This window comes from Roseovarius sp. ZX-A-9, assembly GCF_028369135.1.
Taxonomy (GTDB): domain Bacteria; phylum Pseudomonadota; class Alphaproteobacteria; order Rhodobacterales; family Rhodobacteraceae; genus Roseovarius.
In genome coordinates, this window is the sequence record NZ_JAPWHW010000012.1 from 13,720 (window position 1) to 38,092 (window position 24,373).

Below are 24,373 nucleotides of genomic sequence, written 5' to 3' on the forward strand. Positions count from 1 at the left end.
GTCCGTAGCTTACTTTATTAACGACTTTACGGCAGGATTTAGGTCAAGGCGTATCATTCACAATAACGTGCTCAGGGGCGTTTTGCGGGCCATTCGTTGCATCATCGCCTGATTTTTTCAGAGCCAGGTGCAGATATGGTGTCTGCCCGCCGCAGCCCGGCGGGGTGATTCGATGCAGGTATTGCCGGATCGGGTGGCCCTCCGGCGCCAAGCCTGCGCCTACGCGCCTGTGAAAAGGTGGCCAAAATCCTCGTGGCCGCAGAAATTTCGATACCGCATACGATTTCAACTTGCGCGAATCTGCAATCGGTATACATGCGCAATTCAGACGCCAACGCACGCGCCTCTGGCCGGTCAGCTTCCTTCTGACTGACCCGCGTTTATGTAGCGACGGTAACGTCTCTGACTGCTGTACTGACCCGGACGATCCGGGGGTTCCTTTTGGAGATGACCATGACCGCTATATTCCCGGGCGCGCTTGCGCCTGTCGTTCCCGCTGCATTCGACGATGTTGCCGATTTCATTTCCGCATCGAGTTTTGACAAACCCACGCTGGTGATCAGCCGTGCCCGTATCGCGGCGCAGTATGACGCGCTGGCCGCTGGTCTGGGCCATGCCCGCATCCACTATGCCGTCAAGGCAAACCCCGCTCCCGAGATCATCCGCATGCTGGTCGGGAAGGGCGCGCGTTTTGACGCCGCCAGCCGCGGCGAAATCGAGCTGTGCCTCAGCCAGGGTGCCAAGGGGCGCGACATCTCTTTTGGCAATACCATCAAACGCCCCGCCGACATCGCGTTTGCCTATGATGCGGGTGTGACGCTCTTTGCCTCTGACAGCGATGCCGAGATCAACAAGATTCGCGATCATGCTCCCGAGGCGCGCGTCTACCTGCGCGTGATCGTCGAGAATTCTGCAGCTGACTGGCCGCTCAGCCGCAAGTTCGGCTGTGCGCATTCCGCGCTGCCGGGCCTGCTGGAACATGCAAAGGCGCAGGGCGTGACCGTCGCGGGCCTATCGTTTCACGTTGGCAGCCAGACCCGCCGCCCCGAGTACTGGACCCCGGTGCTGGCCCAGATCGCTGAGCTGTGGCATGCCGCCCGCGCGGCGGGTCATGACCTGAACGTGCTGAACCTTGGCGGCGGTTTTCCCGCCAGCTATGACACCGCCGTGGAAGGTGCCACATCCTATGCCGCCGCCGTCATGCAGACGGTTGGCGAACTGTTTGGCGACGTGCCCTATATCATGGCAGAGCCGGGTCGTGGGCTGGTGGCGGAATCCGGTCACATCGCGGCCGAAGTGATGCTGGTGTCGCGCAAGTCGGACGATGACCTGCACCGCTGGGTTTACCTGGATATCGGCATGTTCTCGGGCTTGGCTGAAACCATGGGCGAGGCGATCCGCTACCGTGTCGAAACCCCGCATGATGGCGGCGAGGTCGGCCCCTGCGTGCTGGCTGGCCCGTCATGTGACAGTGCCGATATCCTTTACGAACAACGCCCGGTGATGCTGCCGCTGGCGCTGCAATGCGGCGACAAAGTGATGATCCGCAACTGCGGCGCCTACACCAGCAGCTATTCGTCTGTGGGGTTCAACGGTTTCCCGCCACTGGATGTGATCGTCCTCTGACGGGTCCGAGACCTGATCGCTCGCGTGGGGAGGCGCGGGTGGTCAGCTCAAGGAGTGACGGCCTGCCTCGTCCCGAAGGGTCATGGTCCGGCAGGTCGTCACGGTTTTTGGGGGGCAAACAGGCTCTGCACCCAGGGGATCAGCCCGAAAGCGATCTGTGCGGCCAATCCCAGCGCGCCGTGCAATGTGGACAGCCTCGCGAAAAAGGCCGCCACACCATCGCCGGTCAACGCCGCGCCGAGCGCCAATTCCATCGCGATCAGCAAGACAAAGGCGAATCCGCCCATCGCTAGACGTTGTAGGCGTGACCAGTCGCCATGGGATTTGCGCAGCAAGGCTGCACTCACGGCCCATGAAATCGCCAACATGATCGGCAATTCCAGCGCAACCGCCCCCAAAGGTCCGAAGCTTGGCGCCAGCCAGAGCACCCGGACCACGCCAAGTGCGAACCCGGCACAAAACACACATCCTGCGTAGATTGCGGAATGACGGATAATGCGAAAAGCCGCGCTCATATCTCCTTGCGCGCGTTTAGTGCTGCCGTGATCGTGCCTTCGTCGAGATAGTCCAGCTCGCCACCGATTGGCACGCCCTGGGCCAGCGAAGTCAGGCGGACGCTGTCCTCGATCTGGTCGGCGATGTAATGCGCGGTGGTCTGCCCGTCGACGGTGGCGCCGAGGGCGAGGATGACTTCCACGATCCCTTCTGCCTCGATCCGGGCAATCAACTGCGGAATGCGAAGCTGCTCCGGCCCCACTTGGTCCAGCGCGCTGAGCGTGCCGCCGAGCACGTGGTAGCGCCCCTTGAATACGGTCGCGCGTTCCATCGCCCAGAGATCGGCCACGTCCTCGACCACGCAGAGCATGCCGTTGGCGCGTTTCTCGGACAGGCAGATATCGCAGATCTCGGCGTTGCCGATATTGCCGCAGCGGGTGCATTCGCGCGCGGTGGCGGCAACGGCCTGCATCAGGTCGGCCAGCGGGGTCAGCTTCAGCTCGCGTTTGCGGATCAGGTGCAACACCGCGCGCCGGGCCGAACGTGGCCCGAGGCCCGGCAGCTTGGCCATCATCTCGATCAGGGCGTCGATGTCGCGGGTGGAGCTCATGGGATCCTGACTTTGCCGACGCTACTCCGCAGAAAATCCTGGATTTTCCGCTCTCTGGCGCAACGGATTTGAAACGGCCCTAGAAGGGGAGTTTCATATCCTTGGGCAGCCCCATGCCTTCGGTCAGCTTGCCCATCTCTTCCTGCGCGCGGTCCGAGGCCTTGCCCTGGGCGTCCTTGATCGCGGCGAGGATCAGATCCTCGACCACTTCCTTGTCGTCGCTGGAGAAAATGGACGGGTCGATATCGAGGCTCTTGAGCTCGCCCTTGCAGGTGGCCACGGCCTTGACCAAGCCGGCGCCGCTGACCCCGGTGACGGTGAGGCTGTGCATCTCTTCCTGAAGCGCGGCCATCTTGGTCTGCATTTCCTGCGCAGCTTTCATCATCTTGGCCATGTCGCCCATCTGGCCCAGTCCCTTGAACATGCTCTTCCTCCGGTTGGGTGGTCATCGTTGCCTTCTTAGATACGTGCGGCAGGGGGCGCGCACAAGGTCTCAGCCCTTTTGTACCCGGCGGCTGGTGTAGACGATCATCGCGCCGCTCAAAAGCGCGATCACCTCAATGAACAGGATAGGTGAGCCGACGCAGCCCTCGTTTACGGCCAACGCACGGGTTTTCGGGTCAAATGATATGATGCCCAAGGCCAGAAACGACCACAACACGCAGACGACCAGCGCGCCCGATTGACTGCGCAGCGCCACCGCTACGGCGGACGCCGCCAGCAGGAACAGTGCCGCCGGGCTGGAGAACAGCGCCAGCGCCTCGCCCCAGATGGTGACAGGCTGGCCATTCCATTCCGGTCGATGGGAGCGACAGACGTCGGCGAACGCGACGCCCGGCAGGCTGCACATGAGAGCGGTGATTAATCTTCCTCGAATGGGTCCCATTCCTCTTCAACGATGGGCAGGGCCTCTGCTTGGGCCTTTTGCGCCAGTTCCTCGGGGGTGCGGATGCTGAGGATCTTTGCGCGGGGAAAGACCGATATCACGGCTTGCACCAACGGATGTTCGCGCGCCTCGGTCTTGAGCGCGAGATCCGCGGCATCGCGGGTTTCGGCAATGGTGTCGGCTCCGCCTTCGTTCACGATGCTGACCGCCCACCGATTGCCGGTCCAGCGTTGCAGCGCGCTGCCCAGACGCTGCGCAAGATCGGAGGGCGCATCGTCAGTGGGCACGAATTCGATCCGGCCCGGCTGATAGGCGGCGAGGCGCAGGCAGGTTTCGACCTCGACCAGCAATTTCACGTCGCGGTTCGCGCGGATCAGATCGACCACATGCGCAAAGCTGGGATAGTGCGCCAGCGCCTGATCGGTGGCCAGCGCGGGCGTTTGCCCGGACATGCTGACGCCTGACGCGCCATTCACGGGGCGGCTGGGCTGGGCGAAGGACGGGCCTGCCGCATGGCCCGTGGGCCCGGATGCGCCATTGCCGCCACCCTGCATCGGTGCCGGGCCGGGCGCGGGTGGGGGCGGTGTGTCCTGCAATTTGCGCAAAAGCTCGTCCGGGCTGGGCAGGTCGGCCACATGGGTGAGGCGGATCACCGCCATTTCGGCGGCCATCATCGCGTTGGGCGCGGCCGCGACTTCTTCCAGCGCCTTGAGCAGCATTTGCCACATGCGGCTCAGTACGCGCATCGGCAGCGTCTCCGCCATCTGCGTGCCACGCATGCGTTCATCGGGGCTGACGGTGGGGTCTTCGGCGGCTTCGGGCGTGATCTTGACCACGCTGATCCAGTGGGTGATCTCGGCAAGGTCGCGTAGAACTGCCACCGGATCGGCACCTTCGGCGTATTGCGCGCCCAGTTCGGTCAGCGCGCCCGCCGCGTCGCCCTTCATGATCAGGTCAAACAGGTCCAGCACGCGGCCCCGGTCGGCCAGACCCAGCATGGCGCGCACCTGTTCGGCGGTCGTCTCGCCCGCGCCGTGACTGATTGCCTGATCCAGAAGCGATGTGGCATCGCGGGCCGAGCCTTCGGCGGCGCGGGTGATCAGCGCCAGCGCGTCATCGGTGATTTCGGCCTCTTCCGAGGCTGCGATCTTGCGCATCAGCGCGATCATCACTTCGGGTTCGATCCGGCGCAGATCAAACCGCTGGCAGCGGCTAAGCACCGTCACCGGCACCTTGCGGATCTCGGTGGTGGCAAAGATGAATTTCACATGCTCCGGGGGCTCTTCGAGCGTTTTCAGTAACGCGTTGAAGGCCGAGGTGCTGAGCATGTGCACCTCGTCGATGATGTAGATCTTGTAGCGGGCAGAGGCGGCGCGGTAGGCGACGCTGTCGATGATCTCGCGAATGTCACCGACGCCGGTGCGCGAGGCCGCGTCCATCTCGAGCACATCGACATGGCGGCCTTCCATGATCGCGGTGCAATGCTCGCACACGCCGCAGGGTTCGGTCGTGGGGCCGCCATTGCCGTCCGGCCCGACGCAGTTGATGCCCTTGGCGATGATCCGCGCGGTGGTGGTTTTACCGGTGCCGCGGATGCCGGTCATGATAAAGGCCTGCGCGATGCGGTCCGCCTCGAACGCGTTCTTAAGCGTGCGCACCATGGCATCCTGCCCGACCAGATCGGCGAAGGTTTCGGGCCGGTACTTGCGGGCGAGAACGCGGTATCCGGTGGACGGGGTATCAGTCATGAGCGCCTGCGTTTGCGGGGATTCGGATCGCTCCCCAGAGTAAGCGTGCTGAAGGGTGAGGTCCACCGCCCCGGCGACTTTACCCTACGACAGTTGCAAGAAGGCGGATCACCAACGCATGTGGCGGTGCCGAAATGCCCGCTGCGGCCGGGCGATCAGGGGATTGGGTTTAACGATCCGGCGGTGTCCAGTCCTTCTCCATCTCCACATTGTGCCGCCTCAGCCGCAACGCAAGGCCGATGGATACGCCCACGCCGATGGCGATGGTCAGATCCGCAAATACCGTCAGAACCATCGTCAGGATCAACAGGATCTGATCTGACCGGCGCTGCTGCATGTATCCGCGCCATTTATGCGGCTCGCTCATGTTCCAGGCGGTCAGAATCAGCAATCCGGCCAGCGCAGGCATGGCCAGATAACCGGCCAGCGGGGCGGCCAGCATCATGACCAGCAGGATGGCCAAGGCATGCACGATCCCGGCAACCGGAGTTTTGCCGCCTGCGCGGACATTGGTGGCGGTGCGGGCAATCGCGCCGGTCGCTGGAAGGCCCGCGAAGAGGGCCGAGCCGATATTGGCAAAGCCCTGCGCCAGCACTTCGGCGTTTGGCCTGTGATGGCCGCCGATCATCCTGTCGGCCACCATTGCCGACAACAGCGATTCAATGCTGGCCAGAAAGGCAATGACCAAGGCCGAGGGCAGCAGTTCCACGATCCGCGCCCAGCTGATCTCGGGCAGGGCGGGCATCGGCAGCGTGCTGGGCAGCGCCCCGAAGCGGGAGAAGATGGTATCGACCGGCATTGCGGCCATGGCCACGACCGCCGAGGCGAGGGCGACTGCAATGAGCAATCCGGGGAATCTTGGCGCGAGCCGCCGCAGCCCGACGATCACCACCATCGTCGCAAGCCCGATGCCGAACGCAAGCATGTTGAGGGAGTCGCGCGCGCCCCAGAGCGTCTCGATTTTTGCGATGAACTCGGCTGGTACGTCGGCAATCGACAGGCCGAGCAGGTCCTTGATCTGGCTTGTCGCAATGATGACGCCGATCCCGATGGTAAAGCCGTTGATCACAGGCTCTGGCACATAGGCGACCAGATTTCCCGCACGAAAATACCCCGCGAGCAGCATGATGATCCCGGCCATGAACGTCGCCAGAACCAGCCCGTCATAGCCATGTTGCGCGATGACGCCATATACGACGACGATGAATGCGCCGGTCGGGCCACCGATCTGCACACGGCTTCCGCCCAGAAAAGAGATGAGAAACCCCGCGACAATGGCGGTTACCAATCCCTTTTCCGGCCCCGCGCCCGACGCGATGGCGATGGCAAGGCTGAGCGGTAGGGCGACCATCGCCACCGTCACCCCGGCAAGCAGGTCGGCGGTGAATTGCTGACGGTCATAGGTTGCCAGCGTTGTGAGTATCTTGGGTTTCATGTGCTTGTCCGAAAAGGGTTATTGAGGAAGAAGAAGGGCAATCATGTTGCCGTTTTTCCAAAATGAGTCTGAAACTCTGCCGTAACCTTCTGGCCGGATGAGTGGAATATGACAAACAGGCGCAGCCGGGTGGGGCGGGAGTTGTGGCACAAGTTATTCGGGAGCGTCGGCTGGGCGACTCTCTGATTGGTTGTTGCGAGCCTCATACTGGCATTTGCGAACATCCCTGCATTTGTTTTTGTCTTTGATGTATGGGGGGTTATAGTCGCTGTGATGGGCCAGTCAAAGGGGTGACGGATGCGCTTGAAGGGAATACGCGGCAGCCGGAATGTCGAGGATCGTCGCCGCTCGGGTCGGCGCGGTGGCGGCCGTGCGGCGGGCGGGATCGGCGGTGTCGGTCTGCTGGTCGTTCTGGCCATCGGCTATTTCGCCGGGATAGACGTCACGCCGCTTCTGCAGGGGGCCGTCCCCGTGGAGCAAAACAGCGCCCCGCGCGAGCTGAGCCCGCAAGAAGAGCAGGCGGCACAGTTTGCCTCGCGTGTTCTGGCGACCACGGAAACGGTTTGGGAGGATGTTTTTGCCGATCAGCTGGGGCTTGAATACGTTCCGCCGGTGCTGGTTCTCTTTTCCGTTGCCACAGGCAGCCCCTGCGGCGGGGCCTCTGGCGCCACGGGGCCGTTTTACTGCCCGGCAGACGGCAAGGCCTATCTCGACACCGATTTCTTTGCCACGCTGTCGCGCCAACTGGGGGCGCGAGGCGATTTTGCCGCGGCCTACGTGATCGCCCATGAGGTCGCCCATCATGTCCAGAACGAGCTGGGCATCCTGCCCGAGGTCAGCGCGATGCGTCAGCAGGCAGGCCAGACAGAGGCCAATGCCCTGACCGTGCGGCTGGAACTACAGGCCGATTGCCTGTCGGGGGTCTGGGCCTCGCGGGTCGAGGGGCTGCTGGAACCGGGTGATATCGAGGAGGCGCTGAATGCGGCCCGCAAGATCGGCGACGATCATCTGCAAAAGCGCGCAGGTCAGGTGCCGCAGCCGCATACCTTTACCCATGGCACGTCGAAACAGCGCGCCCGGTGGTTCGCCACCGGATACGAGACCGGGCAGGTGCAGCAATGCGACACCTTCGGCGCGGTCAAGCTATGACGCGCGGCTGAGCAGATGACAGGTTTCGTCATCCACGCGCTTCCTGTCGCGGGCGGTATCCTCGCGCTGGCACCGCTGCCGGGCCGGTCAGGTGACTATGCGGCGGACCTTGCGCATTTGCACGACTGGCGCCCGGCGCTGGTGATCACCATGACCACCGAGTTGGAGATGCTGGAAGGTGGGGCGACCAATCTGGGCCAGCATCTGCAGGACAAGGGAACGCGTTGGGTGCATCTGCCAGTGAAGGATTTCGGCACGCCGGGAGCGGACCAGCATCAGGCCTGGGCCAGTGCGAGCCGCGCGGCGCTGGCCGCCCTTGCCGGTGGTGGCCGGGTGCTGATCCATTGTCGGGGCGGTTGCGGGCGGTCGGGCATGGCCGCGCTGCGCTTGATGATCGAGGCGGGTGAAGAACCCGGCGCCGCGCTGGCGCGGTTGCGCGTGGTGCGCCCCTGTGCAATCGAGACAGAGGCGCAGGGCAATTGGGCGCGGTCCGCGACGGCCTCGGCGGCGCGGTGGAGTACCACGCGCAAAGGCTGACCGGCGCTGCGCATCCGGGCAATGCGAGCAACCTGCAACACGACCTGGTCCGGGATTTTCGCCCGTTCGTCAATCCGTGCATCCGAATGCCACCTTGTGGCCCCCGCTGCGGCAGATGAGCGCATTTTATATCGCCAAAGGTTGTTTTGACGTGTCCGACACCAAACCTTTCACACAGGTGGTCTTGGCGTGCGCTCACGGATGTCAGGACGCGGCCCCAAGTGTGACCGACGTTTTCCAGGGTGTGATCGACCATCTGTTGGGCCTGCCCCAAGAGCGGCTGGGGCGTGAGATCGCCAAAGAAACGCCCCGGCTCAACCTGTGCAACTGAAAGGAAACGACATGCTCAAAGTTCGGGAACTCAGCCGGAATGTCTATGAATTGACGCTGTCCGGTGTCGTGGAAAAGACGGACATCGAGACGATGGCGCGCGAATTGACACCGGTGTTGCAAGGCGATGGCCCGCTGGGCCTGATCGTGCGCGCCGAAGATTTGGCCGATGTGACCGCCGACGCGATAATCGAAGATGCCAAGTTCGAATTCGGGATGCTGAACCAGTGGACAAAGATTGCGAAACTGGCTGTCGTGACGGACCTTCAGGCATTTTCGGCCCTGTTGAAATGGATCGATCCGGTTCTGCCGATGATCGACATGCGCAGCTTTCCATCATCCGACATTGCCGCCGCCGAGGCCTTCGCCTCTGATCTGCCCGCGCCGCAGGCCGGTGCCGATGCTTCCGGCATGAGGCTGCTGGCGGATGGGTCCGATGGCGTGATCGCCTTCGAGATCGACGGGCTGATCACCCGCGAAGACGTGCAAAAGGTGATGGCCCCCCTGGAGCCGATTCTGCGCGGCGACAAGAAGATAAACCTGTTTGCCAAGTTCACGAGTTACGGTGGGTTTGACCCGGCGATCCTGATGGATGGGTCTTTCATGGGGTCGAAAATTGACGCCATCGCTCATGTGGGGCGCTACGCCATCGTCGGCGCGCCGTCATGGATGAAAGCCCTGACCGCCGGCGTGAGCCCGATGATGCCGTTCGAAATGCGCCTGTTTGATGCGGCAGACGAGGCTGAAGCGCGCAGTTGGGTCGGCATGAAATAAGTCCCGCGAAGGAATATCGCAGGAAAACCAAGGAGGGAAAGGTGAGAGGCTGGACAACGACCCAAGCGGGGCTCGTTACGGCTGCTTCCTTCCGGATCTGACCGGGTTGGCGAGGTGCCTGCCCGCGCCAACCTCTCAGATTTCGATATAGGGCGGTGCGGGGGGATTCGCAAGGCTTGAGGTCGGATCAGGCTGGCCGGTGGCGGTGGCGCTGATGGCGGTGGCGCCCGATGCTGTTCCAATGTGAAATGGTGACGATTGCGGTCAGAGTGCGAGGCGAAGTCGAGCAAAGCCGCGGTCTGTCTGGCCCAGATCGATCGCGCCGGCCCGGATCAGCGCGCCGGGCACATCTCGGACCCCCGGCCCGGTGTCCAGCACGACCGTCGTGCCCGGCATCAGGGCAAAGCGCCACATAGGTGTGACGGCGGGTACGGGGCCGGTGCTGCGCAGGTGGCCCACCACAATCTCGCGTATGGTGGTCTGCCCCTGGTACACCACCGCCGCGTCGGGCCAGGCGCGGTACGAGCCCGCTCCGGAAGCGCGGTAGCTGTTGGTGGCCAGCAGGAACATCGCGTCGTCGTCGATGGGGCGCCCATCATGGCGCAGATCGCGAATTCGGTGGGCATCCGGATTCACCAGCACGCCTGCGCCCGAGTGGCGTGGCGGCACGCTGAGGTCGATCTGGTAGTTCAGGCCGTCGATCAGATCAAAGACATGTCCGGGCACTCCCAGGTCGCACAGCATCTGGTCAGTGCCGCCGGGAATGATCTGGTGAAAGCAGACCGCTGCCCGCTCCAGCCAGTCGCGCAGTTCGGCACCGCTGAGGCGCAGCCCGCAGAGCGTGTTGGGAAAACCGCAGAGATCGGCGGCATGGCGAAGGCTGAGCGGGCCTGCGGGAATGTCGGTGAAATGCAACGGCCCGCCACGTCCGCCGGTCTTGAAAGGGGGCGGAGGCCGACAAGATCGGCAGGCCCTCATGCGCTGTCCCGGCTACTGCGCGTGACAGGGCGGCGCGCTGGGTTCGGGTGACGACGCGCACGACGGTCGAGCACGGGGCCATCGCCAGATAGGTGTGCAATGGTGCAGCACTGTGGCCGACGCGCCGCGCGATGAGCGCAAGCGTTGCATCATGAGCCGTCTTCAGCGCGGCGCCTAGCGTAGGATCGGCGGGCACAGGGGCCTGATTGCGCACCGGGACGACGGGGCGTGCCTCGGCCCGGTGGCTTTGGACACGCCATTTGCCGCCGCGCCGCACGAGGCCTAGATCCAGCACGCCCAGATGCGAGCCGCGAAAGCCCGCCATCACCGCGGGGATTCCGCTGGGTGTGCCGGCCTCGGGGTCAACCGCTGCCTGCCGCAAGTTGCCAACTTCGGGAAAGACCTGATGGCTGTGCCCGGCAATGATCGCATCGACACCCGGCACCGCTGCCAGCGGCAGCGCCGCGTTCTCCATCCCCGGCAGGTGGGGGCCTGCGTCGATACCGGTATGGGCCAGAACAATCACCAGGTCGGCCGCCTCGCGGCGCATTTGCGGCACGAGGCGGCGCGCGGTCTGGACCATGTCATGCGCGGTCAGTTGCCCGGCCAGGTGATGGGTGTCCCAGACAGTGATCTGGGTCGGCACCAGCCCCAGAACGCCGACGGTCAGCGGGTGGCAGCCCCCCTGGCGATCGGTGATTTGCCGGGCCAGCAGCAGGTAGGGGGACAGCAGCGGCGGCCCCGGCACGTCCGGGCCGGAATGGACATTGCCGCAGGTGATCAGAAACCGTGCCGCCGCCAGGGACCGCATCAACCAGTCGAGGCCGAAGTTGAACTCGTGGTTGCCCAACCCCGCCGCATCATAGCCCAGATGGTTCATCGCCGTGATCATCGGGTGCGCCCCCGACCAGCCGCTGTCAGCCTGCGCGGTGATGTCGCTCAGCGGTGCGCCCTGCAAAGCGTCGCCATTGTCGAAGAGCATGACATTTGCCGCTTCGGCCCGTGCGGCACGGATCAAGGTTGCCGTGCGCGCCAGCCCGTAAGGCTGATCGCCCTTGTCTGCATAGTAATCATAGGGCAGCAGATTGGCGTGCAGGTCAGTCGTGGCCAGCAGGCGCAGCGTGGCGCTCAGATCGTTGGGCCGCAAGTGCGGCGATGGTTGCAGTGAAGGGTCATGTGTTGTCATGGGCGTGCGGGGGGGGAATTGATTATGCGAGCTGACGGGTAGTGGCTACGCCCTGAGGATTAAGTGGTTGCATTCAGCACAAATCTAGGTTGATTTTTTTCCGAGCCGCAAGTTTTGCGACCTGCTGCTTGACCCGCAGCTTGCTCTTGCCCTTGGATCGTGGCACCTGAGCAACAAATCGAGAGAGGGCAGGAATGCGGCACGCAGAGACGGTGACGTTCGGCGGTTCGGGTCTGGATCGCGCGGCGGAGCTGCGTGGGCGCGCAGACCTTTGGGACAGAGCCCGGCAGGACGGTGCGGCATGCAGCATCTTGCTGTGGCGGGGCAAACCGCTGGTGCGCGCCGGCACGCTGGACAGGCTGGTTCGGCTGCCAATGGATCATCCAGTCATCTCGGGCGGCGATGACATCCACGCCAAGGATCCGATCCTGCTTGGTCGTGACGAGACTGGTACATTGATCTTTGCCCATGACATTTCGGGCTGGACCCCGGCGGGGGCAGAGGATGCGCCGCTGAACACCTTTCTCGATGCCTCGGAGCAGCAGCACCCGGATTTGCCGCAAGACGCGGTCTTTGCAGAGTTGCGGCGGATCATGACGCATCTGGACGTGCGCGATGCAGAGCTGTCAGCGACCGCCAAGGCGCTTTATTCTTGGCATGCGAGCCACGGGTTCTGCGCCTGTTGCGGCACGGCCAGCGAAATCTGCCAGGCCGGGTGGCAGCGTTTCTGCCCCGCCTGTGGGGCAGGGCATTTCCCGCGCACGGACCCGGTTGTGATCATGCTGATCCTTCGTGGCAATTCGGTGCTGATGGGCCGCTCGCCTGGCTGGCCGGAGGGGATGTATTCGCTGCTGGCCGGGTTTGTCGAGCCGGGCGAAACGATCGAAGCCGCGGTGCGCCGTGAAGTATACGAGGAAGCGGGGGTACGTGTCGGCGCGGTTCGCTATCTGGCCAGCCAGCCCTGGGCCTTTCCGACATCTCTGATGATGGGCTGCGAGGGGATCGCCCTGAGTGACGAGATCACTATTGATCCGGTCGAAATCGAAGACGCGGTATGGGTCACGCGAGAGGAGATCGCGCAGGCCTTCGCCGGAGAGCATCCGCGTCTGGCACCCGCGCGAAAGGGCGCGATTGCTCAATTCTTGCTGCGTAACTGGCTTGCGGATACGCTGGATTGAGGCGACAATGCCGCAAAAGGCACGAAAGAGGCTGAGCAATGAAATTCTCCACCAGAGAAGACATCGAGGCCCCCATCGAGTTCGTATTCGATCAGGTCTCGGATTTCGCGGCGCTGGAGCGGTCGGCGCTGCGGCGTGGCGCCGAGGTACAGCGGATCGACGACAAGCCACAGAATGGTGTGGGAATGATGTGGGACACCGCGTTCGAGGTGCGCGGCAAGCGGCGCGAAATGCGGCTGGAGCTGACCGAATATGACCCGCCCAGCGGGATGTGTTTTATCGCGACATCGCCGTCGCTTCATTGCGATCTGGTGCTGGACCTTGTGGCGCTGTCACGCGGGCGCACACGGATGTCCATCGAGATGGAACTGAAAGCCCAGAACCTGTCGGCGCGGCTGCTGGTGCAATCGCTGAAACTGGCCCGGTCGAGCATGTTCAAGCGGTACGAGATGCGCGCGGCTTCCTATGCGCGCGATCTGGAAGACAAGTATAGCCGCCGGGCTTGATCCGCCGGCATCGTTAGGTCGAAAAAAGCCGCCCGGTCAATTTGGCCGGGCGGCTTTCGTCTGGGCGGCATATGGGGGACGGGATGTCATGCCGCGCCAGTGTCCGGGATAAGGGCCGGGATCAGAGGCCGGGCTGACGCTCGGCCGCGCTCAACTCGCTGAGTTGAAAGATCTTCTCGCGCTCTTTGCGGTCACCGGGATCAAGGGCGCCGGTCCGGGTAAGACCGTTGCGTTCGCTGCCGGAAAGCTCGCTGGTGTCAAAAATCTTGGCCCGTTCCTGACGATCGCCGGTATCGAGGGCGCTGTAGGGCGCGGGCTGTGCGACGTCGGTTGCCGGAATGCTGGCCAGGGCAGGTGAAGCGGTGGCGGCGATGAGGGCGATTATGGTGAGAGTTCGCATGATATGCTCCTTTGGTGTCAGATAGTGTTGGCAGGCAGGTTGTGTGCCTTGCATGACCAACCATCTGGGGTGTTTTCCGCGCCGGGAAATAGGCGGTCTCGGCGTCGTGAATAACCGCTCTCCGGAACGCGCGAAGCTGTTACCGGGGAAGTATCGCGGCGTGATGGCGCGTGATCGCAACAGGCGTGAACAGCCTTGCGCGGCATCGACCCGCTGGCGGGTTGATCCAAGTCAAGATGTTGAAATTTATGATGATTTATGATCAGCGGACAGGAGAGAGCCTGTCGAGATCATGGCCTGCGTCAATCTCGGGCCGGATCGCGCGGGTAGACGCCCAGAATGTCGAGCTGCGATGTGAAGTAGCGCAGTTCATCAAGCGCCAGCTTGACGTTTGGATCATCAGGGTGGCCTTCGATATCGGCATAGAACTGGGTGGCCGAGAACGAGCCGCCGACCATGTAGGATTCAAGCTTGGTCATGTTCACGCCGTTGGTGGCAAAACCACCCATCGCCTTGTAGAGCGCGGCGGGAATGTTGCGCACGGTAAAGACAAAGCTGGTGAGCATCCCGTCGGTGCCGCGCCGTGACATGTCCGGCTCCGGCGACATGACCAGAAAACGGGTGGTGTTGTTGCCTTCGTCCTCGATATGGCGCGCCAGAACATCCAGCCCATAGATCTCGCCCGCCAGTTCACTGGCCAGTGCGGCAGTGGTGGGGTCGCCATCCTGTGCCACCTGTCGGGCCGATCCAGCGGTGTCCGCGCCGGTCACGCGGCGGATGCCGTGCTCTTCCAGGTAGGCGCGACACTGCCCCAGCAGCATGGTGTGGCTCATCGCCTGTTTCACATCCGCCAGCTTCGTGCCGGGCAGCACGAGCAGATTTATATGCACCCGCACGAAAGCCTCGTTCACGATATGCAGCCCGCTGGCCGGCATCAGGTGGTGAATATCCGCCACCCGACCAAAGGTCGAATTTTCGACCGGCAGCATCGCCAACGCGGCGTCCCCGCTGCGCACCGCCTCCATCGCATCCTCAAAAGTGCGGCACGGCAAGGGATCGAGATCGGGGTAAGTATCCACGCAAGCCTGATGCGAATAGGCCCCCGGCTCGCCCTGAAAGGCAATACGCTTCGTCATGATGTCGTTATCCTGTCGTCGATGCTTGCCCCTCGGGCATTTAGTCGCGGAAACTATACCTTGCGCACGCCTAGGGGAAGCGGATAGATACGCGGCCAAGAGACCTAAAAAAACTCAAATGGAAATTGGCCTATGTTCGATACGATGACACTGACCAAGCTGCTGGGCGGCTTTTGCGGGGCGTTTTTGGTGTTCCTGTTGGGCAAATTTGCCGCCGAAACGATCTACCACGGTGGTGGTGGGCATGGTGATGCCCATGCGCAGGGTTATGTGATCGAGATCAGCAGCGGCGACGACAATGCCGTGGCCGAGGAAGGCCCGAGCATCGAAGAGTTGTTGGCTTCGGCTGATATCGGCAAGGGCGAGCGCGTCTTCAACAAGTGCAAGGCGTGCCACAAGCTGGAAAAAGGCGCGAATTCCACCGGGCCGTATCTCTACGGTGTGGTCGGTCGCCCGGTCGACAGTGCCGAGGGCTATACTTATTCCGGCGCGCTGGAGAAGGTCGCCGATGTCTGGACGCCCGAGCATCTGAACGGCTTCCTGACCAATCCGGGCGGTTATGCGCCGGGCACGACGATGGGCTTTTCGGGCCTCGGCAAAGCCGAAGACCGTGCGAACGTGATTGCGTTCCTCGACAGTCTCGACGACTGATTTCTCTTCGTTTGAAAAATCAAAAGCCGCCAGACCTGCGAAGGCCCGGCGGCTTTTTGCTGCGCGCTGCAAGGGCGCGTCATGTTTCGCCGCGCGCTTGCCGATCAGCGCTTGAACATCGCCACGAGCCTCCATTAGCTTGCAGCGGACAATATGCACCCCAGATGAATGGGGCAGCAACATGGAGGACGGGATGATCAGGCGCTCAGATCACCAAGCAGACCACCAGCAGGCACGCACCGCAAAGAGCCGCGCCATCGCGGCCACGAGAAACCGTGCGGGAAAGCGGTTGGTCTGGACCGCGCTTCTGGGGCTGGGTATCGCCGCACTTATGGCACAGGCGGCTCTGGCCGAAGACAAGATCATCCGCAGCCACGGCTATTCTTATTTCGGCGATCTCAGCTATCCTGCCGATTATCCGCATTTCAACTATGTGAACCCCGACGCGCCCAAGGGCGGTGAAATCTCGCTGGCGGCGTCCGGCACCTTCGACACGCTCAACCCCTATGCGCTGAAGGGCGTACCGGGTTCGGGCACGTCGCTGCTCTACGAGTCGCTGCTGGCCGAGGATCCGCTGAGCAACACCAGCTGGGTGCCCGCCGACGCTTATGGCGAAAGCTACGGGCTGCTGGCCGAGAGCCTGGAATATGACGAGGGCAAGACCTGGGTGATCTTTCACCTGCGCCCCGAAGCGCGCTTTTCAGATGGCACGCCGGTGACCGCGCATGACGTGGTGTTCTCGCATAACCTGTTTCTGGAGCAAGGCATTCCGTCTTATGCCGAAGCGGTCAAGAAGCGTGTTCTGACGGCCGAGGCACTGGATGATCACCGGGTAAAATTCACCTTTGCAGAAGACCCCTCGCGGCGCTCGATGATCGATCAGGTCGGCTCGACCCCGGTATTTTCCAAGGCGTGGTACGAGCGCACGGGCGCCATGCTGAACGAATCGCGGCTCGATCCGGCCATCGGGTCGGGGCCCTATGTTCTGGAGAGCTACGATGTCGGTCGCCAGATCGTCTATCGCCGCAATCCCGATTACTGGGGCTGGGATTTGCCGGTCAACAAGGGGCGGTTCAACTTTGACCGTATCCGCATCGAATATTTCCTCGATGACGCTGCGACGTTCGAATCGTTCAAGGCGGGTGAATACCTGTTCCGCTCGGAAACCAGCTCGAAAAAATGGGCGACGGCCTATGATTTTCCGGCGGTCCAGAACGGACATGTCGTGCTTGAGGAACTGCCCGACGGCTCGCCCCCCGGCGCGTCGGGATTCGTGTTCAACCTCGGGCGCGAGAAGCTGAAGGACAAGCGGGTGCGTCAGGCCATCGCGCTTGCGTTCAACTTCGAGTGGACCAATGCCTCGTTGCAGCACAGCCTGTTCAAGCAGCGCAATTCATTTGCGCAGGGCACCGAACTGGAGGCCAAGGGCCCGCCCGAAGGGCTGGAGCTGGAGCTGCTCAAGTCGCTGGGCGATCTTGTCCCGAGCGAGATGCTGACCGAACCGGCGGTCACCGCGCACAGTTCGAACGGCAAGAAACTGTCCGACCGGCGCAACCGCGCCAAGGCGTCCAAGCTGCTCGACGAAGCCGGCTGGCTGGTGGGTGCCGATGGCAAGCGGCGCAATGCCGATGGCGAGCTGTTGACGCTGAACTTCCCGATCCCAGCCCCGAGTGCCGCGACACTGGGCGGAATTGTCGAGAATTTCATGAGCAACGTCAGTCAGCTGGGAATCACGACCCAGTATGAGACGATTGATGTGTCGCAATTTACCCTGCGGCGGCGCGAGCGCGACTATGACATGCTGTTCGCGTCCTATTACCCGTTGACAGGGGCGGGCACCGGGCTGCGCCAGATGTATGGGTCCGAGGCGGCGGCCTATTCGGTATTCAACCCCGCAGGCATTGCCAGCCCGCTGGTGGATGCGATCATCGACGCCTCGCTGGCGACGGAAAGCCAGGCCGAGGAGGACGCGGCGTTGCGCGCGCTTGACCGGGCGCTGCGCTACGAGTTCGCGATGGTGCCGGTGTGGTACAATGACAAGCATTGGGTCGCCTATTGGGACGTATACGACCATCCCGAAAAGCAGCCGCCTTACCAACTCGGCGTGCTTGATTTCTGGTGGTATGACGCGGAAAAGGCCGCCGCGCTCAAGGCGGCTGGCGTGCTGAGGTAGTCCGGAAATGGGCGCCTATATCCTGCGGCGGCTCTTGCTGATCATTCCCACGCTTGTGGGGATCATGATCATCAACTTTGCGCTGGTACAGTTCGTGCCCGGTGGCCCGGTCGAACAGATCATCGCCAAGATGCAGGGCGAGGGTGACGTGTTCGAGGGGTTCTCGGGCGGCGGCGCGGATGCGGGCGGCCAGATGCTGAGCCAGGGCAACGAGAAATATGTCGGCGCGCGGGGCCTGCCGCCCGAGTTGATCAAGGAACTGGAAAAACAGTTCGGCCTGGACAAGCCCCCGTTGGAGCGGTTCGCCGGCATGATGTGGGATTATGCCCGGTTCGATTTCGGAGAGAGCTATTTTCGCAAGATCGCGGTGACAGACCTGGTGCTGGAAAAGATGCCGGTGTCGATTACCCTTGGGCTGTGGTCAACGGTGATCGCCTATCTCATCTCGATCCCGCTGGGCATCTCCAAGGCGGTGCGTGACGGCAGCGCGTTTGACACCTGGACCAGTGGCGCGATCATCATCGCCTACGCGATCCCCGCGTTTCTCTTTGCGATCATGCTGCTGGTTCTGTTCGCGGGCGGATCATACTGGAAATGGTTCCCGCTGCGCGGGCTTACATCGGATAATTTCGACCAGTTGAGCGCGCTGGGCAAGGCGGCGGATTACCTGTGGCACATCACGCTGCCGGTGATGGCGAGCACCATTTCGGCCTTTGCGACGCTGACCTTGCTGACCAAGAACAGCTTTCTCGACGAGGTCAAGAAACACTACGTGATGACCGCCCGCGCCAAGGGGCTGAGCGAAAAGCGCGTGCTCTACGGCCATGTCTTTCGCAACGCGATGCTGATCGTGATCGCGGGGTTTCCGGCGGTCTTTATCGGCGTGTTCTTTGGCGGCTCGGTCCTGATCGAGACGATTTTCTCGCTCGATGGTTTGGGGCGGTTGGGTTTCGAGGCCGCAGTGGGGCGCGATTACCCGGTGATGTTCGGGACGCTGTTTTTGTTTGGCCTGATCGGTCTGCTGGTCGGCATCGTCTCGGACCTGATGTATGTGTTGGTCGATCCACGGATCGACTTTGAAAAGCGCGAGGGCTGACGGGATGCGCGCGAATAATCACAAGACCCGGGCCAACCCGGATAGAAGGCCCGGGGCGCTGCCCCGGACACCGGGATGTTTCCGGCCAGAAGATGCAAGGGGGCGTGTCTGATGGCTCTGTCTCCGCTCAACCAGCGTCGCTGGCGCAATTTCCGGCGCAACAAGCGGGCGTTCTGGTCGCTGATCCTGTTCACTATCGTATTCGGCATAACCGCCTGTGCTGAATTCGTGGCCAATGACAAACCGATCCTGATCCAGTATCGGGGCGATTATTACGCGCCGATTTTCCGCTTCTATCCGGAAACCGCCTTTGGTGGCGATTTCGAGACCGAGGCCGTCTACCGCGATCCGGAGGTGAACTGCCTGATCGTGTCGGGCGGGTTGGATATCTGTTTTGACGATCCCGAGGCCGTCATTGCGGACGCCGCCGACGGTATCGTCGAGGGAGAGGCGATCGAGAAGGGCTGGGCACTCTGGCCGATCATTCCCTATAGCTTCAACACCGCCGTTGACCGGCCCGGCGCAGCGCCCCTGCCGCCTAATGCGCAGAACTGGCTGGGCACCGATGATACCAAGCGCGATGTGATGGCGCGGGTGATTTACGGTTTCCGCCTGTCGGTTCTGTTCACGCTCATCGTGACCGCGACGGCGTCGATCATCGGGATCGTCGCCGGGGCGGTGCAGGGCTATTTCGGTGGGCTGACCGATCTCATCTTTCAGCGCATCATCGAGATCTGGAGCGCCACGCCGCAGCTCTATGTGATCATCATCCTCTTTGCGGTGCTGCCGCGCAGTTTCTGGCTGCTGGTGGCGATCACGGTGTTTTTCGGCTGGATGGCGCTGGTGGGTGTGGTGCGGGCCGAGTTCCTTCGCGCGCGCAACCTGGAATATGTCCGCGCGGCCAAGGCGCTTGGCGTGAGCAACCTCAAGATCATGTTCCGCCACATGCTGCCCAACGCGATGGTGGCGACGCTGACCATGCTGCCCTTCCTGATCACCGGCACCATTTCGCTATTGGCACAGTTGGATTTTCTGGGCTTCGGTCTGCCGTCCTCTGCGCCGTCATTGGGCGAATTGACCCTGCAGGCAAAACGAAACCTGCAGGCGCCGTGGCTGGCGTTCACCGCGTTCTTTGCCTTTGCGATCATGCTGTCGTTGCTGGTTTTCATCTTTGAGGGTGTGCGCGACGCGTTCGACCCCAGAAAGACGTTTGAATGAGCCTGCTCGAAGTCAGGGATCTGGGGATCAGTTTCCGCCAGGACGGGCAGGTCGTGCCGTGTGTGCATGGTGTTTCGTTCACCGTGGACCGCGGCGAGACCGTGGCGCTGGTGGGCGAGTCCGGGTCGGGCAAGTCGATCACCGCGCTGAGCACCGTGTCGTTGCTGGGATCATCGGCCGAAGTGACCGGCAGCGTGACCTATGACGGCCAGCAGATGATCGGTGCGGATGACAAGATGCTGCGCAAGGTGCGCGGCAACGACATCAGTTTCATCTTTCAGGAGCCGATGACGTCGCTCAACCCGCTGCACACGATCGAAAAGCAGCTGTCGGAATCGCTGGAGCTGCACCAGAACCTGCAGGGGCGCAGCGGCGCCAAGCGGCTGCTGGAAAGCTGGCTGAATTTCAACCCGGTCAAGTGCTTCCTCTGGTGCGCCGTGGTCTTTGCTGCCGTCGCGGCCTACGTGTCTTTCGTGGTGACCTCGCCGGACGAGCCAAGCCTGGATTTCATGGGTGCGTACCTGGCCGATCTGGGCCCACGGACCGGCAAGGCCTTGATCTGGGCGGTCGGTCTGACGCTGTTGCTGTGGCTGGGGCGGGTGCTGTTGGGGGGCACGTCGCGCGGCTGGATCATGAGCAGCCCGGCGCGTGGCACGGTCATCGAACTGATGGAGAAGGTCGGCATCCGCGACCCGGAATCCCGGCTGAGTGCCTATCCGCACGAGCTGTCAGGTGGCCAGCGGCAGCGGGTGATGATTGCCATGGCGCTTGCGAACAAGCCCGATATCCTGATCGCGGACGAACCGACGACCGCGCTCGACGTGACCATCCAGGCGCAGATACTGGAGCTTCTGGCGGACTTGAAGGCGCGCGAGAACATGGGCCTGTTGTTCATCACCCATGACCTGGGCGTGGTTCAGCGCATCGCCGACAAGGTCTGCGTGATGAAGGATGGCCGCATCGTTGAGGCCGGCCCGACGGCCGAGATATTCAACAACCCACAGCACGCATATACCCGCAAACTGCTGGGGGCGCGTGCCGTCGGTGTGCCGGCGCCGATACCGGATGACGCGCCGGTGGTGGCGAAAACGGAAAACCTGCGGGTCTGGTTCCCGATCACCACAGGTTTCCTGAAACGCACCGTGGGGCATGTGAAGGCCGTGAACGACGCCAGCATCGAGGTGCGCGCAGGCGAGACGCTGGGCATCGTCGGCGAGAGTGGCTCGGGCAAGACGACGCTGGCGCTGGCGATCATGCGGCTCATCGCTTCGGAGGGGAAGATCACCTTCATGGGTGAGGATGTGCATGGCTGGTCCACCCGCGAGCTGCGCCGCCATCGCGCCGATATGCAGATCGTGTTTCAGGATCCGTTCGGCAGCCTCAGCCCGCGGATGACATGCGAGCAGATCATTGCCGAGGGGCTGGGCGTGCATGGCGCCCCAGACGGACGGCCTGTGCGGGATCTGGTGGCCGAAGTGCTGGAGGAGGTCGAACTGCCTGCCAGCGCGATGGATCGCTATCCGCACGAGTTTTCCGGCGGTCAGCGCCAGCGTATCGCCATCGCCCGCGCGATGATCCTGCGGCCCAAGCTGCTGGTGCTGGACGAGCCGACCAGCGCGCTCGACATGACGGTTCAGGTGCAGATCGTGGAGCTTTTGCGGCGGTTACAGGTCAAGCATGGGCTGGCCTATCTCTTCATCAGTCACGATCTGAATGTGGTGCGCGCGATGAGCCATCGTGTCGTGGTGATGCGCAACGGTGACATCATCGAGACCGGCGAGGCGCAGGCGCTGTTTGACGCGCCTCAGACCGAATACGCACAAACCCTGCTGCGCGCGGCACTGGACCTGAAGGCTGGGCGCAGCGGGTGACGCTGCATAGAGGCCGGCCACGATAGATGCGCTGGAAGACAGGCTGCGCCATTTCGTGACCGAGGCCGCGCTGGCGGCGGCGGCGCGGTTCAGGCGGCGCTGACGGGGGAAAAGACAGTCGGCAAGGGCTGAACGAGCAGGCGCGTCAGATCGCCGAACTGTGCCCGGTACTGCGCATCTCGTAGCTGTCGAAACGCTGCGCGATCATACGTGTCAGGGGGCGCGCGGGGGGCGGAATGGCCAGACCTTCTTCGCTAAGTTGCAGCAAGCCGGGGAACTGCGCGGCAACATCCGACAGCATCGTGTGCAACGCGTTGGCCGTGATGTCGAACCGTGCGGTGATCTCGGCGCTGCGCACGGCGAAATCGCACATCAGCGCCTCAATGATGCGCCCGCGCATCAGGTCGTCATCTTGAAAAACATGCCCTCGGTGGGTCGAATATGTCCCGGCCCGGATGCAGCCGGTATGCAGCCCGGTTGCGGCTGCGTTCTGCGCGTAGCCTTGCGGAAAACGCGAGATTGACGAAGCGCCCAGACCGATCAGCACATCCGCCTGATCGTCCGTGTATCCCTGGAAATTGCGCCGCAACCGCCCGCTGCGCTGCGCCTGTTGCAACCCGTCACCGGGGGCAGAGAAGTGATCGATTCCGATCTCGGCATAGCCATCCCAGACAAAGAGCTTTTGTGCAGCCTCGAAGAGCGCCAGACGCTCTTTCGGCGTCGGCAGGTCCGCCGAGGGGATCAATTGTTGGCGCTTGGCCATCCAGGGCACATGGGCGTAGCCATAGAGCGCGATCCGGTCCGGGCTGAGCGACAGCAGTTTCTGCACGCTTGTCGTGATGCGCTTTTGGGTCTGATGCGGCAGGCCAAAGAGGATATCGGCATTGAGGCTCTGCACCCCGCGCGCGCGCAGTTCCAGCGCCGCATCACGGGTGGATTCAAAGCTTTGGATACGCCCGATGCTTTCCTGGATCATCGGATCGAAATCTTGCACCCCGATCGAGGCGCGCGTCATGCCGGCACGTGCCAGCGCGTCAAGGCGCGGGGCATCGATCTCGTTCGGGTCGATCTCGACCGAGAATTCGGTATTTCCCGAAAATGGCACGACCTCGCGAATCGCGCCTGCCAACTCGTCCATCATCGCCGGGTTCAGCAATGTCGGCGTGCCGCCGCCCCAATGCAATCTCGAGAGGGTGACCCCCTGCGGCAAATCGGCGCTGAGCAGCGCGAGTTCGGCTTTCAAGACCTCAAGATAGGCGGCAACCGGGCGGTCGCTTTGCGTGCCTTGCGTGCGGCAGGCGCAGAACCAGCACAGCCTGCGGCAGAAGGGAACATGCACGTATAGCGAGATTTCACTGCCTTCCGGAATGCCCCTGATCCATTCCGAATGACGTTGCGGTCCGACCCCGCAAGAAAATTGCGTGGCGGTCGGATAGCTGGTATAACGCGGAACCTTGGCGTCAAAAAGGCCAAGCCTGTCCAGTTGTGCTTTGTTGTCCATGCGCCTAGTTAATGCACGCCGATATCCACTAACGTTGACCCAGATCAAGATTACCAGAATCGGATCCGAAAACATGGGAATTCCATCTATCCGGACGCTACCGCAGGATTGTGGAGCGTGCCCGATTCGGCATCGCGCCGTCTGCGCGCGGTGCGAGGCAGACGAGTTGGAGCAACTCGATCAAATCAAGTATTACCGGAACTTCCAGGCGGGCCAGACGGTCGTCTGGTCGGGCGACAGGATGGATTTTGTCGGGTCCGTGGTGTCCGGAATCGCCACGTTGACGCAGACAATGGAGGACGGGCGGCGGCAGATGGTCGGATTGCTTCTGCCCAGTGATTTCGTCGGGCGCCCCGGACGCGCTGTCGCGGCCTATGATGTTGTCGCGACCAGCGATCTGGTGATGTGCTGCTTCCGCAAGAAACCCTTCGAAGACCTGTTGGGCCGGACACCTGCCGTGTCGCAGCGCCTGCTGGAGATGACCCTTGATGAGCTGGACGCGGCCCGCGAATGGATGCTTGTGCTGGGGCGCAAGACGGCCCGCGAAAAGATCGCTTCGCTGCTGTCGATCATCGGGCGGCGCAGTGCGGCACTCAACATGGTCGACGGGAACAGCACGCTGGTGTTCGAACTGCCGCTGACCCGAGAAGCGATGGCCGATTATCTCGGGCTGACGCTGGAGACCGTGAGCCGCCAGATTTCCGCGCTCAAGCGCGAGGGCGTCATCCAGCTTGAAGGCAAACGCCGCGTCACGGTTCCGGATTTTGAAGGACTGCTGGCCGAGGCCGGCGATGACAGCGATGGCGGGATGCTGGTCTGACCGCTCGGGTAGAGAAATCAACCATCATGGGGCGTCCACACGCGGCTGGCCCGGCCATCTGCAGGCATC

The 24,373-nt window shown here is 62.7% G+C and carries 23 protein-coding genes, 1 other RNA gene and 1 pseudogene; 13 read left to right on the plus strand and 12 right to left on the minus strand.

The genetic code is table 11. The annotated features are described in order from the left end of the window. Positions 1 to 447: 447 nt before the first annotated feature. A complete protein-coding gene (locus O3306_RS12860; protein ID WP_272007945.1) occupies positions 448 to 1,626 on the plus strand; it encodes a type III PLP-dependent enzyme in 1,179 nt (392 codons plus the stop codon). 98 nt (positions 1,627 to 1,724) lie between these two features. On the opposite strand, the gene O3306_RS12865 is transcribed toward O3306_RS12860, so the two are convergent. From O3306_RS12865 to O3306_RS12890, 6 genes are all read right to left on the minus strand, one after another. Next, positions 1,725 to 2,141 (minus strand): hypothetical protein, encoded by a 417-nt coding sequence (locus O3306_RS12865; RefSeq protein WP_272007948.1) that lies wholly within the window; start codon positions 2,139 to 2,141, stop codon positions 1,725 to 1,727. After that, on the minus strand, positions 2,138 to 2,731 hold the full coding sequence (gene recR, locus O3306_RS12870) for a recombination mediator RecR (RefSeq protein WP_272007949.1): 594 nt from the start codon (positions 2,729 to 2,731) through the stop codon (positions 2,138 to 2,140). Before recR ends, O3306_RS12865 begins: the two co-directional genes overlap by 4 nt. A 79-nt stretch (positions 2,732 to 2,810) precedes the next feature. Continuing rightward, positions 2,811 to 3,155: a YbaB/EbfC family nucleoid-associated protein gene (locus O3306_RS12875; protein WP_272007952.1), complete on the minus strand. Its 345-nt coding sequence runs from the start codon at positions 3,153 to 3,155 to the stop codon at positions 2,811 to 2,813. Positions 3,156 to 3,224: 69 nt separating this feature from the next. Next, positions 3,225 to 3,581: a hypothetical protein gene (locus O3306_RS12880; protein WP_272007955.1), complete on the minus strand. Its 357-nt coding sequence runs from the start codon at positions 3,579 to 3,581 to the stop codon at positions 3,225 to 3,227. A gap of 11 nt (positions 3,582 to 3,592) precedes the next feature. Further along, positions 3,593 to 5,365: a DNA polymerase III subunit gamma/tau gene (locus O3306_RS12885; RefSeq protein ID WP_442969999.1), complete on the minus strand. Its 1,773-nt coding sequence runs from the start codon at positions 5,363 to 5,365 to the stop codon at positions 3,593 to 3,595. Between the two features lie 169 nt (positions 5,366 to 5,534). Then, a complete protein-coding gene (locus O3306_RS12890; protein ID WP_272007960.1) occupies positions 5,535 to 6,800 on the minus strand; it encodes a SulP family inorganic anion transporter in 1,266 nt (421 codons plus the stop codon). A gap of 297 nt (positions 6,801 to 7,097) precedes the next feature. Here O3306_RS12890 and ypfJ point away from each other — a divergent pair, with 297 nt between their 5' ends. From ypfJ to O3306_RS12905, 3 genes are all read left to right on the plus strand, one after another. Continuing rightward, complete coding sequence (gene ypfJ, locus O3306_RS12895) at positions 7,098 to 7,949, plus strand: KPN_02809 family neutral zinc metallopeptidase (protein ID WP_272007962.1); 852 nt, start codon at positions 7,098 to 7,100, stop codon at positions 7,947 to 7,949. Positions 7,950 to 7,964: 15 nt separating this feature from the next. Beyond that, positions 7,965 to 8,486, plus strand: a complete 522-nt coding sequence (locus O3306_RS12900) for a protein-tyrosine phosphatase family protein (protein WP_272007966.1) — start codon at positions 7,965 to 7,967, stop codon at positions 8,484 to 8,486. Between the two features lie 342 nt (positions 8,487 to 8,828). After that, entirely contained in the window at positions 8,829 to 9,590 is a 762-nt protein-coding gene (locus tag O3306_RS12905; RefSeq protein WP_272007968.1) for an STAS/SEC14 domain-containing protein, read from the plus strand. Positions 9,591 to 9,629: 39 nt separating this feature from the next. Here the strand turns inward: O3306_RS12905 and ffs are convergent. From ffs to O3306_RS12920, 3 genes and pseudogenes are all read right to left on the minus strand, one after another. Next, positions 9,630 to 9,728: signal recognition particle sRNA small type (gene ffs, locus O3306_RS12910), an RNA gene on the minus strand. A gap of 126 nt (positions 9,729 to 9,854) precedes the next feature. After that, entirely contained in the window at positions 9,855 to 10,568 is a 714-nt protein-coding gene (locus tag O3306_RS12915) for a 5'-nucleotidase C-terminal domain-containing protein (protein ID WP_272007971.1), read from the minus strand. A gap of 415 nt (positions 10,569 to 10,983) precedes the next feature. Continuing rightward, positions 10,984 to 11,754, minus strand: a pseudogene (locus tag O3306_RS12920) (metallophosphoesterase); the annotation flags it as partial. Positions 11,755 to 11,948: 194 nt separating this feature from the next. On the opposite strand from O3306_RS12920, the gene nudC reads away from it, so the two are divergent. Together nudC and O3306_RS12930 are read left to right on the plus strand one after the other, a co-directional pair. Further along, positions 11,949 to 12,932 carry an NAD(+) diphosphatase gene (gene nudC / locus O3306_RS12925; protein ID WP_272007973.1) on the plus strand — a complete coding sequence of 328 codons (984 nt, stop codon included), beginning with the start codon at positions 11,949 to 11,951 and terminating at the stop codon, positions 12,930 to 12,932. A 38-nt stretch (positions 12,933 to 12,970) separates the two neighbouring features. Then, positions 12,971 to 13,438 (plus strand): SRPBCC family protein, encoded by a 468-nt coding sequence (locus O3306_RS12930; RefSeq protein ID WP_272007976.1) that lies wholly within the window; start codon positions 12,971 to 12,973, stop codon positions 13,436 to 13,438. 121 nt (positions 13,439 to 13,559) lie between these two features. Here the strand turns inward: O3306_RS12930 and O3306_RS12935 are convergent, their stop codons facing one another. After that, the gene (locus O3306_RS12935; protein WP_272007978.1) at positions 13,560 to 13,838 is read right to left on the minus strand and encodes a hypothetical protein; all 279 of its coding nucleotides are present in this window, start codon (positions 13,836 to 13,838) and stop codon (positions 13,560 to 13,562) included. A gap of 52 nt (positions 13,839 to 13,890) precedes the next feature. Here O3306_RS12935 and O3306_RS12940 point away from each other — a divergent pair, with 52 nt between their 5' ends. After that, the gene (locus O3306_RS12940; protein ID WP_272007981.1) at positions 13,891 to 14,100 is read left to right on the plus strand and encodes a hypothetical protein; all 210 of its coding nucleotides are present in this window, start codon (positions 13,891 to 13,893) and stop codon (positions 14,098 to 14,100) included. A gap of 40 nt (positions 14,101 to 14,140) precedes the next feature. Here O3306_RS12940 and O3306_RS12945 read toward each other — a convergent pair whose 3' ends face one another. Continuing rightward, on the minus strand, positions 14,141 to 14,974 hold the full coding sequence (locus O3306_RS12945; protein ID WP_272007983.1) for a prephenate dehydratase: 834 nt from the start codon (positions 14,972 to 14,974) through the stop codon (positions 14,141 to 14,143). A gap of 132 nt (positions 14,975 to 15,106) precedes the next feature. On the opposite strand from O3306_RS12945, the gene O3306_RS12950 reads away from it, so the two are divergent. The 5 genes from O3306_RS12950 (at position 15,107) to O3306_RS12970 (ending at position 21,983) form a co-directional block, all read left to right on the plus strand. Further along, on the plus strand, positions 15,107 to 15,625 hold the full coding sequence (locus O3306_RS12950) for a c-type cytochrome (RefSeq protein WP_272007987.1): 519 nt from the start codon (positions 15,107 to 15,109) through the stop codon (positions 15,623 to 15,625). Positions 15,626 to 15,818: 193 nt separating this feature from the next. Continuing rightward, positions 15,819 to 17,798: an extracellular solute-binding protein gene (locus O3306_RS12955; RefSeq protein WP_272007990.1), complete on the plus strand. Its 1,980-nt coding sequence runs from the start codon at positions 15,819 to 15,821 to the stop codon at positions 17,796 to 17,798. Positions 17,799 to 17,805: 7 nt separating this feature from the next. Beyond that, positions 17,806 to 18,894: a microcin C ABC transporter permease YejB gene (locus O3306_RS12960; RefSeq protein WP_272007992.1), complete on the plus strand. Its 1,089-nt coding sequence runs from the start codon at positions 17,806 to 17,808 to the stop codon at positions 18,892 to 18,894. Between the two features lie 111 nt (positions 18,895 to 19,005). After that, a complete protein-coding gene (locus tag O3306_RS12965) occupies positions 19,006 to 20,112 on the plus strand; it encodes an ABC transporter permease (RefSeq protein WP_272007994.1) in 1,107 nt (368 codons plus the stop codon). Next, positions 20,109 to 21,983, plus strand: coding sequence for an ABC transporter ATP-binding protein (locus O3306_RS12970; RefSeq protein WP_272007996.1), 1,875 nt, complete (start codon positions 20,109 to 20,111; stop codon positions 21,981 to 21,983). The genes O3306_RS12965 and O3306_RS12970 overlap by 4 nt, the downstream gene beginning before the upstream one ends. 145 nt (positions 21,984 to 22,128) lie before the next feature. On the opposite strand, the gene hemN is transcribed toward O3306_RS12970, so the two are convergent. Further along, entirely contained in the window at positions 22,129 to 23,484 is a 1,356-nt protein-coding gene (gene hemN, locus O3306_RS12975; protein WP_272007998.1) for an oxygen-independent coproporphyrinogen III oxidase, read from the minus strand. A gap of 73 nt (positions 23,485 to 23,557) precedes the next feature. Here hemN and fnrL point away from each other — a divergent pair, with 73 nt between their 5' ends. Further along, the gene (gene fnrL, locus O3306_RS12980) at positions 23,558 to 24,304 is read left to right on the plus strand and encodes a transcriptional regulator FnrL (protein ID WP_272007999.1); all 747 of its coding nucleotides are present in this window, start codon (positions 23,558 to 23,560) and stop codon (positions 24,302 to 24,304) included. Positions 24,305 to 24,373: the final 69 nt, after the last annotated feature.

Coding starts and splice junctions, on each gene's coding strand:
- O3306_RS12865 (WP_272007948.1), bottom strand. CDS start 2,141: ATGAGCGCGGCTTTTCGCATTATCCGTCATTCCGCAATCTACGCAGGA.
- O3306_RS12960 (WP_272007992.1), top strand. CDS start 17,806: ATGGGCGCCTATATCCTGCGGCGGCTCTTGCTGATCATTCCCACGCTT.
- O3306_RS12970 (WP_272007996.1), top strand. CDS start 20,109: ATGAGCCTGCTCGAAGTCAGGGATCTGGGGATCAGTTTCCGCCAGGAC.
- O3306_RS12905 (WP_272007968.1), top strand. CDS start 8,829: ATGCTCAAAGTTCGGGAACTCAGCCGGAATGTCTATGAATTGACGCTG.
- O3306_RS12940 (WP_272007981.1), top strand. CDS start 13,891: ATGACCAACCATCTGGGGTGTTTTCCGCGCCGGGAAATAGGCGGTCTC.
- recR (WP_272007949.1), bottom strand. CDS start 2,731: ATGAGCTCCACCCGCGACATCGACGCCCTGATCGAGATGATGGCCAAG.
- O3306_RS12900 (WP_272007966.1), top strand. CDS start 7,965: ATGACAGGTTTCGTCATCCACGCGCTTCCTGTCGCGGGCGGTATCCTC.
- ypfJ (WP_272007962.1), top strand. CDS start 7,098: ATGCGCTTGAAGGGAATACGCGGCAGCCGGAATGTCGAGGATCGTCGC.
- nudC (WP_272007973.1), top strand. CDS start 11,949: ATGCGGCACGCAGAGACGGTGACGTTCGGCGGTTCGGGTCTGGATCGC.
- O3306_RS12955 (WP_272007990.1), top strand. CDS start 15,819: ATGATCAGGCGCTCAGATCACCAAGCAGACCACCAGCAGGCACGCACC.
- O3306_RS12860 (WP_272007945.1), top strand. CDS start 448: ATGACCATGACCGCTATATTCCCGGGCGCGCTTGCGCCTGTCGTTCCC.
- O3306_RS12930 (WP_272007976.1), top strand. CDS start 12,971: ATGAAATTCTCCACCAGAGAAGACATCGAGGCCCCCATCGAGTTCGTA.
- O3306_RS12890 (WP_272007960.1), bottom strand. CDS start 6,800: ATGAAACCCAAGATACTCACAACGCTGGCAACCTATGACCGTCAGCAA.
- O3306_RS12885 (WP_442969999.1), bottom strand. CDS start 5,365: ATGACTGATACCCCGTCCACCGGATACCGCGTTCTCGCCCGCAAGTAC.
- hemN (WP_272007998.1), bottom strand. CDS start 23,484: ATGGACAACAAAGCACAACTGGACAGGCTTGGCCTTTTTGACGCCAAG.
- O3306_RS12945 (WP_272007983.1), bottom strand. CDS start 14,974: ATGACGAAGCGTATTGCCTTTCAGGGCGAGCCGGGGGCCTATTCGCAT.
- O3306_RS12880 (WP_272007955.1), bottom strand. CDS start 3,581: ATGTGCAGCCTGCCGGGCGTCGCGTTCGCCGACGTCTGTCGCTCCCAT.
- O3306_RS12875 (WP_272007952.1), bottom strand. CDS start 3,155: ATGTTCAAGGGACTGGGCCAGATGGGCGACATGGCCAAGATGATGAAA.
- fnrL (WP_272007999.1), top strand. CDS start 23,558: ATGGGAATTCCATCTATCCGGACGCTACCGCAGGATTGTGGAGCGTGC.
- O3306_RS12915 (WP_272007971.1), bottom strand. CDS start 10,568: ATGAGGGCCTGCCGATCTTGTCGGCCTCCGCCCCCTTTCAAGACCGGC.
- O3306_RS12965 (WP_272007994.1), top strand. CDS start 19,006: ATGGCTCTGTCTCCGCTCAACCAGCGTCGCTGGCGCAATTTCCGGCGC.
- O3306_RS12935 (WP_272007978.1), bottom strand. CDS start 13,838: ATGCGAACTCTCACCATAATCGCCCTCATCGCCGCCACCGCTTCACCT.
- O3306_RS12950 (WP_272007987.1), top strand. CDS start 15,107: ATGTTCGATACGATGACACTGACCAAGCTGCTGGGCGGCTTTTGCGGG.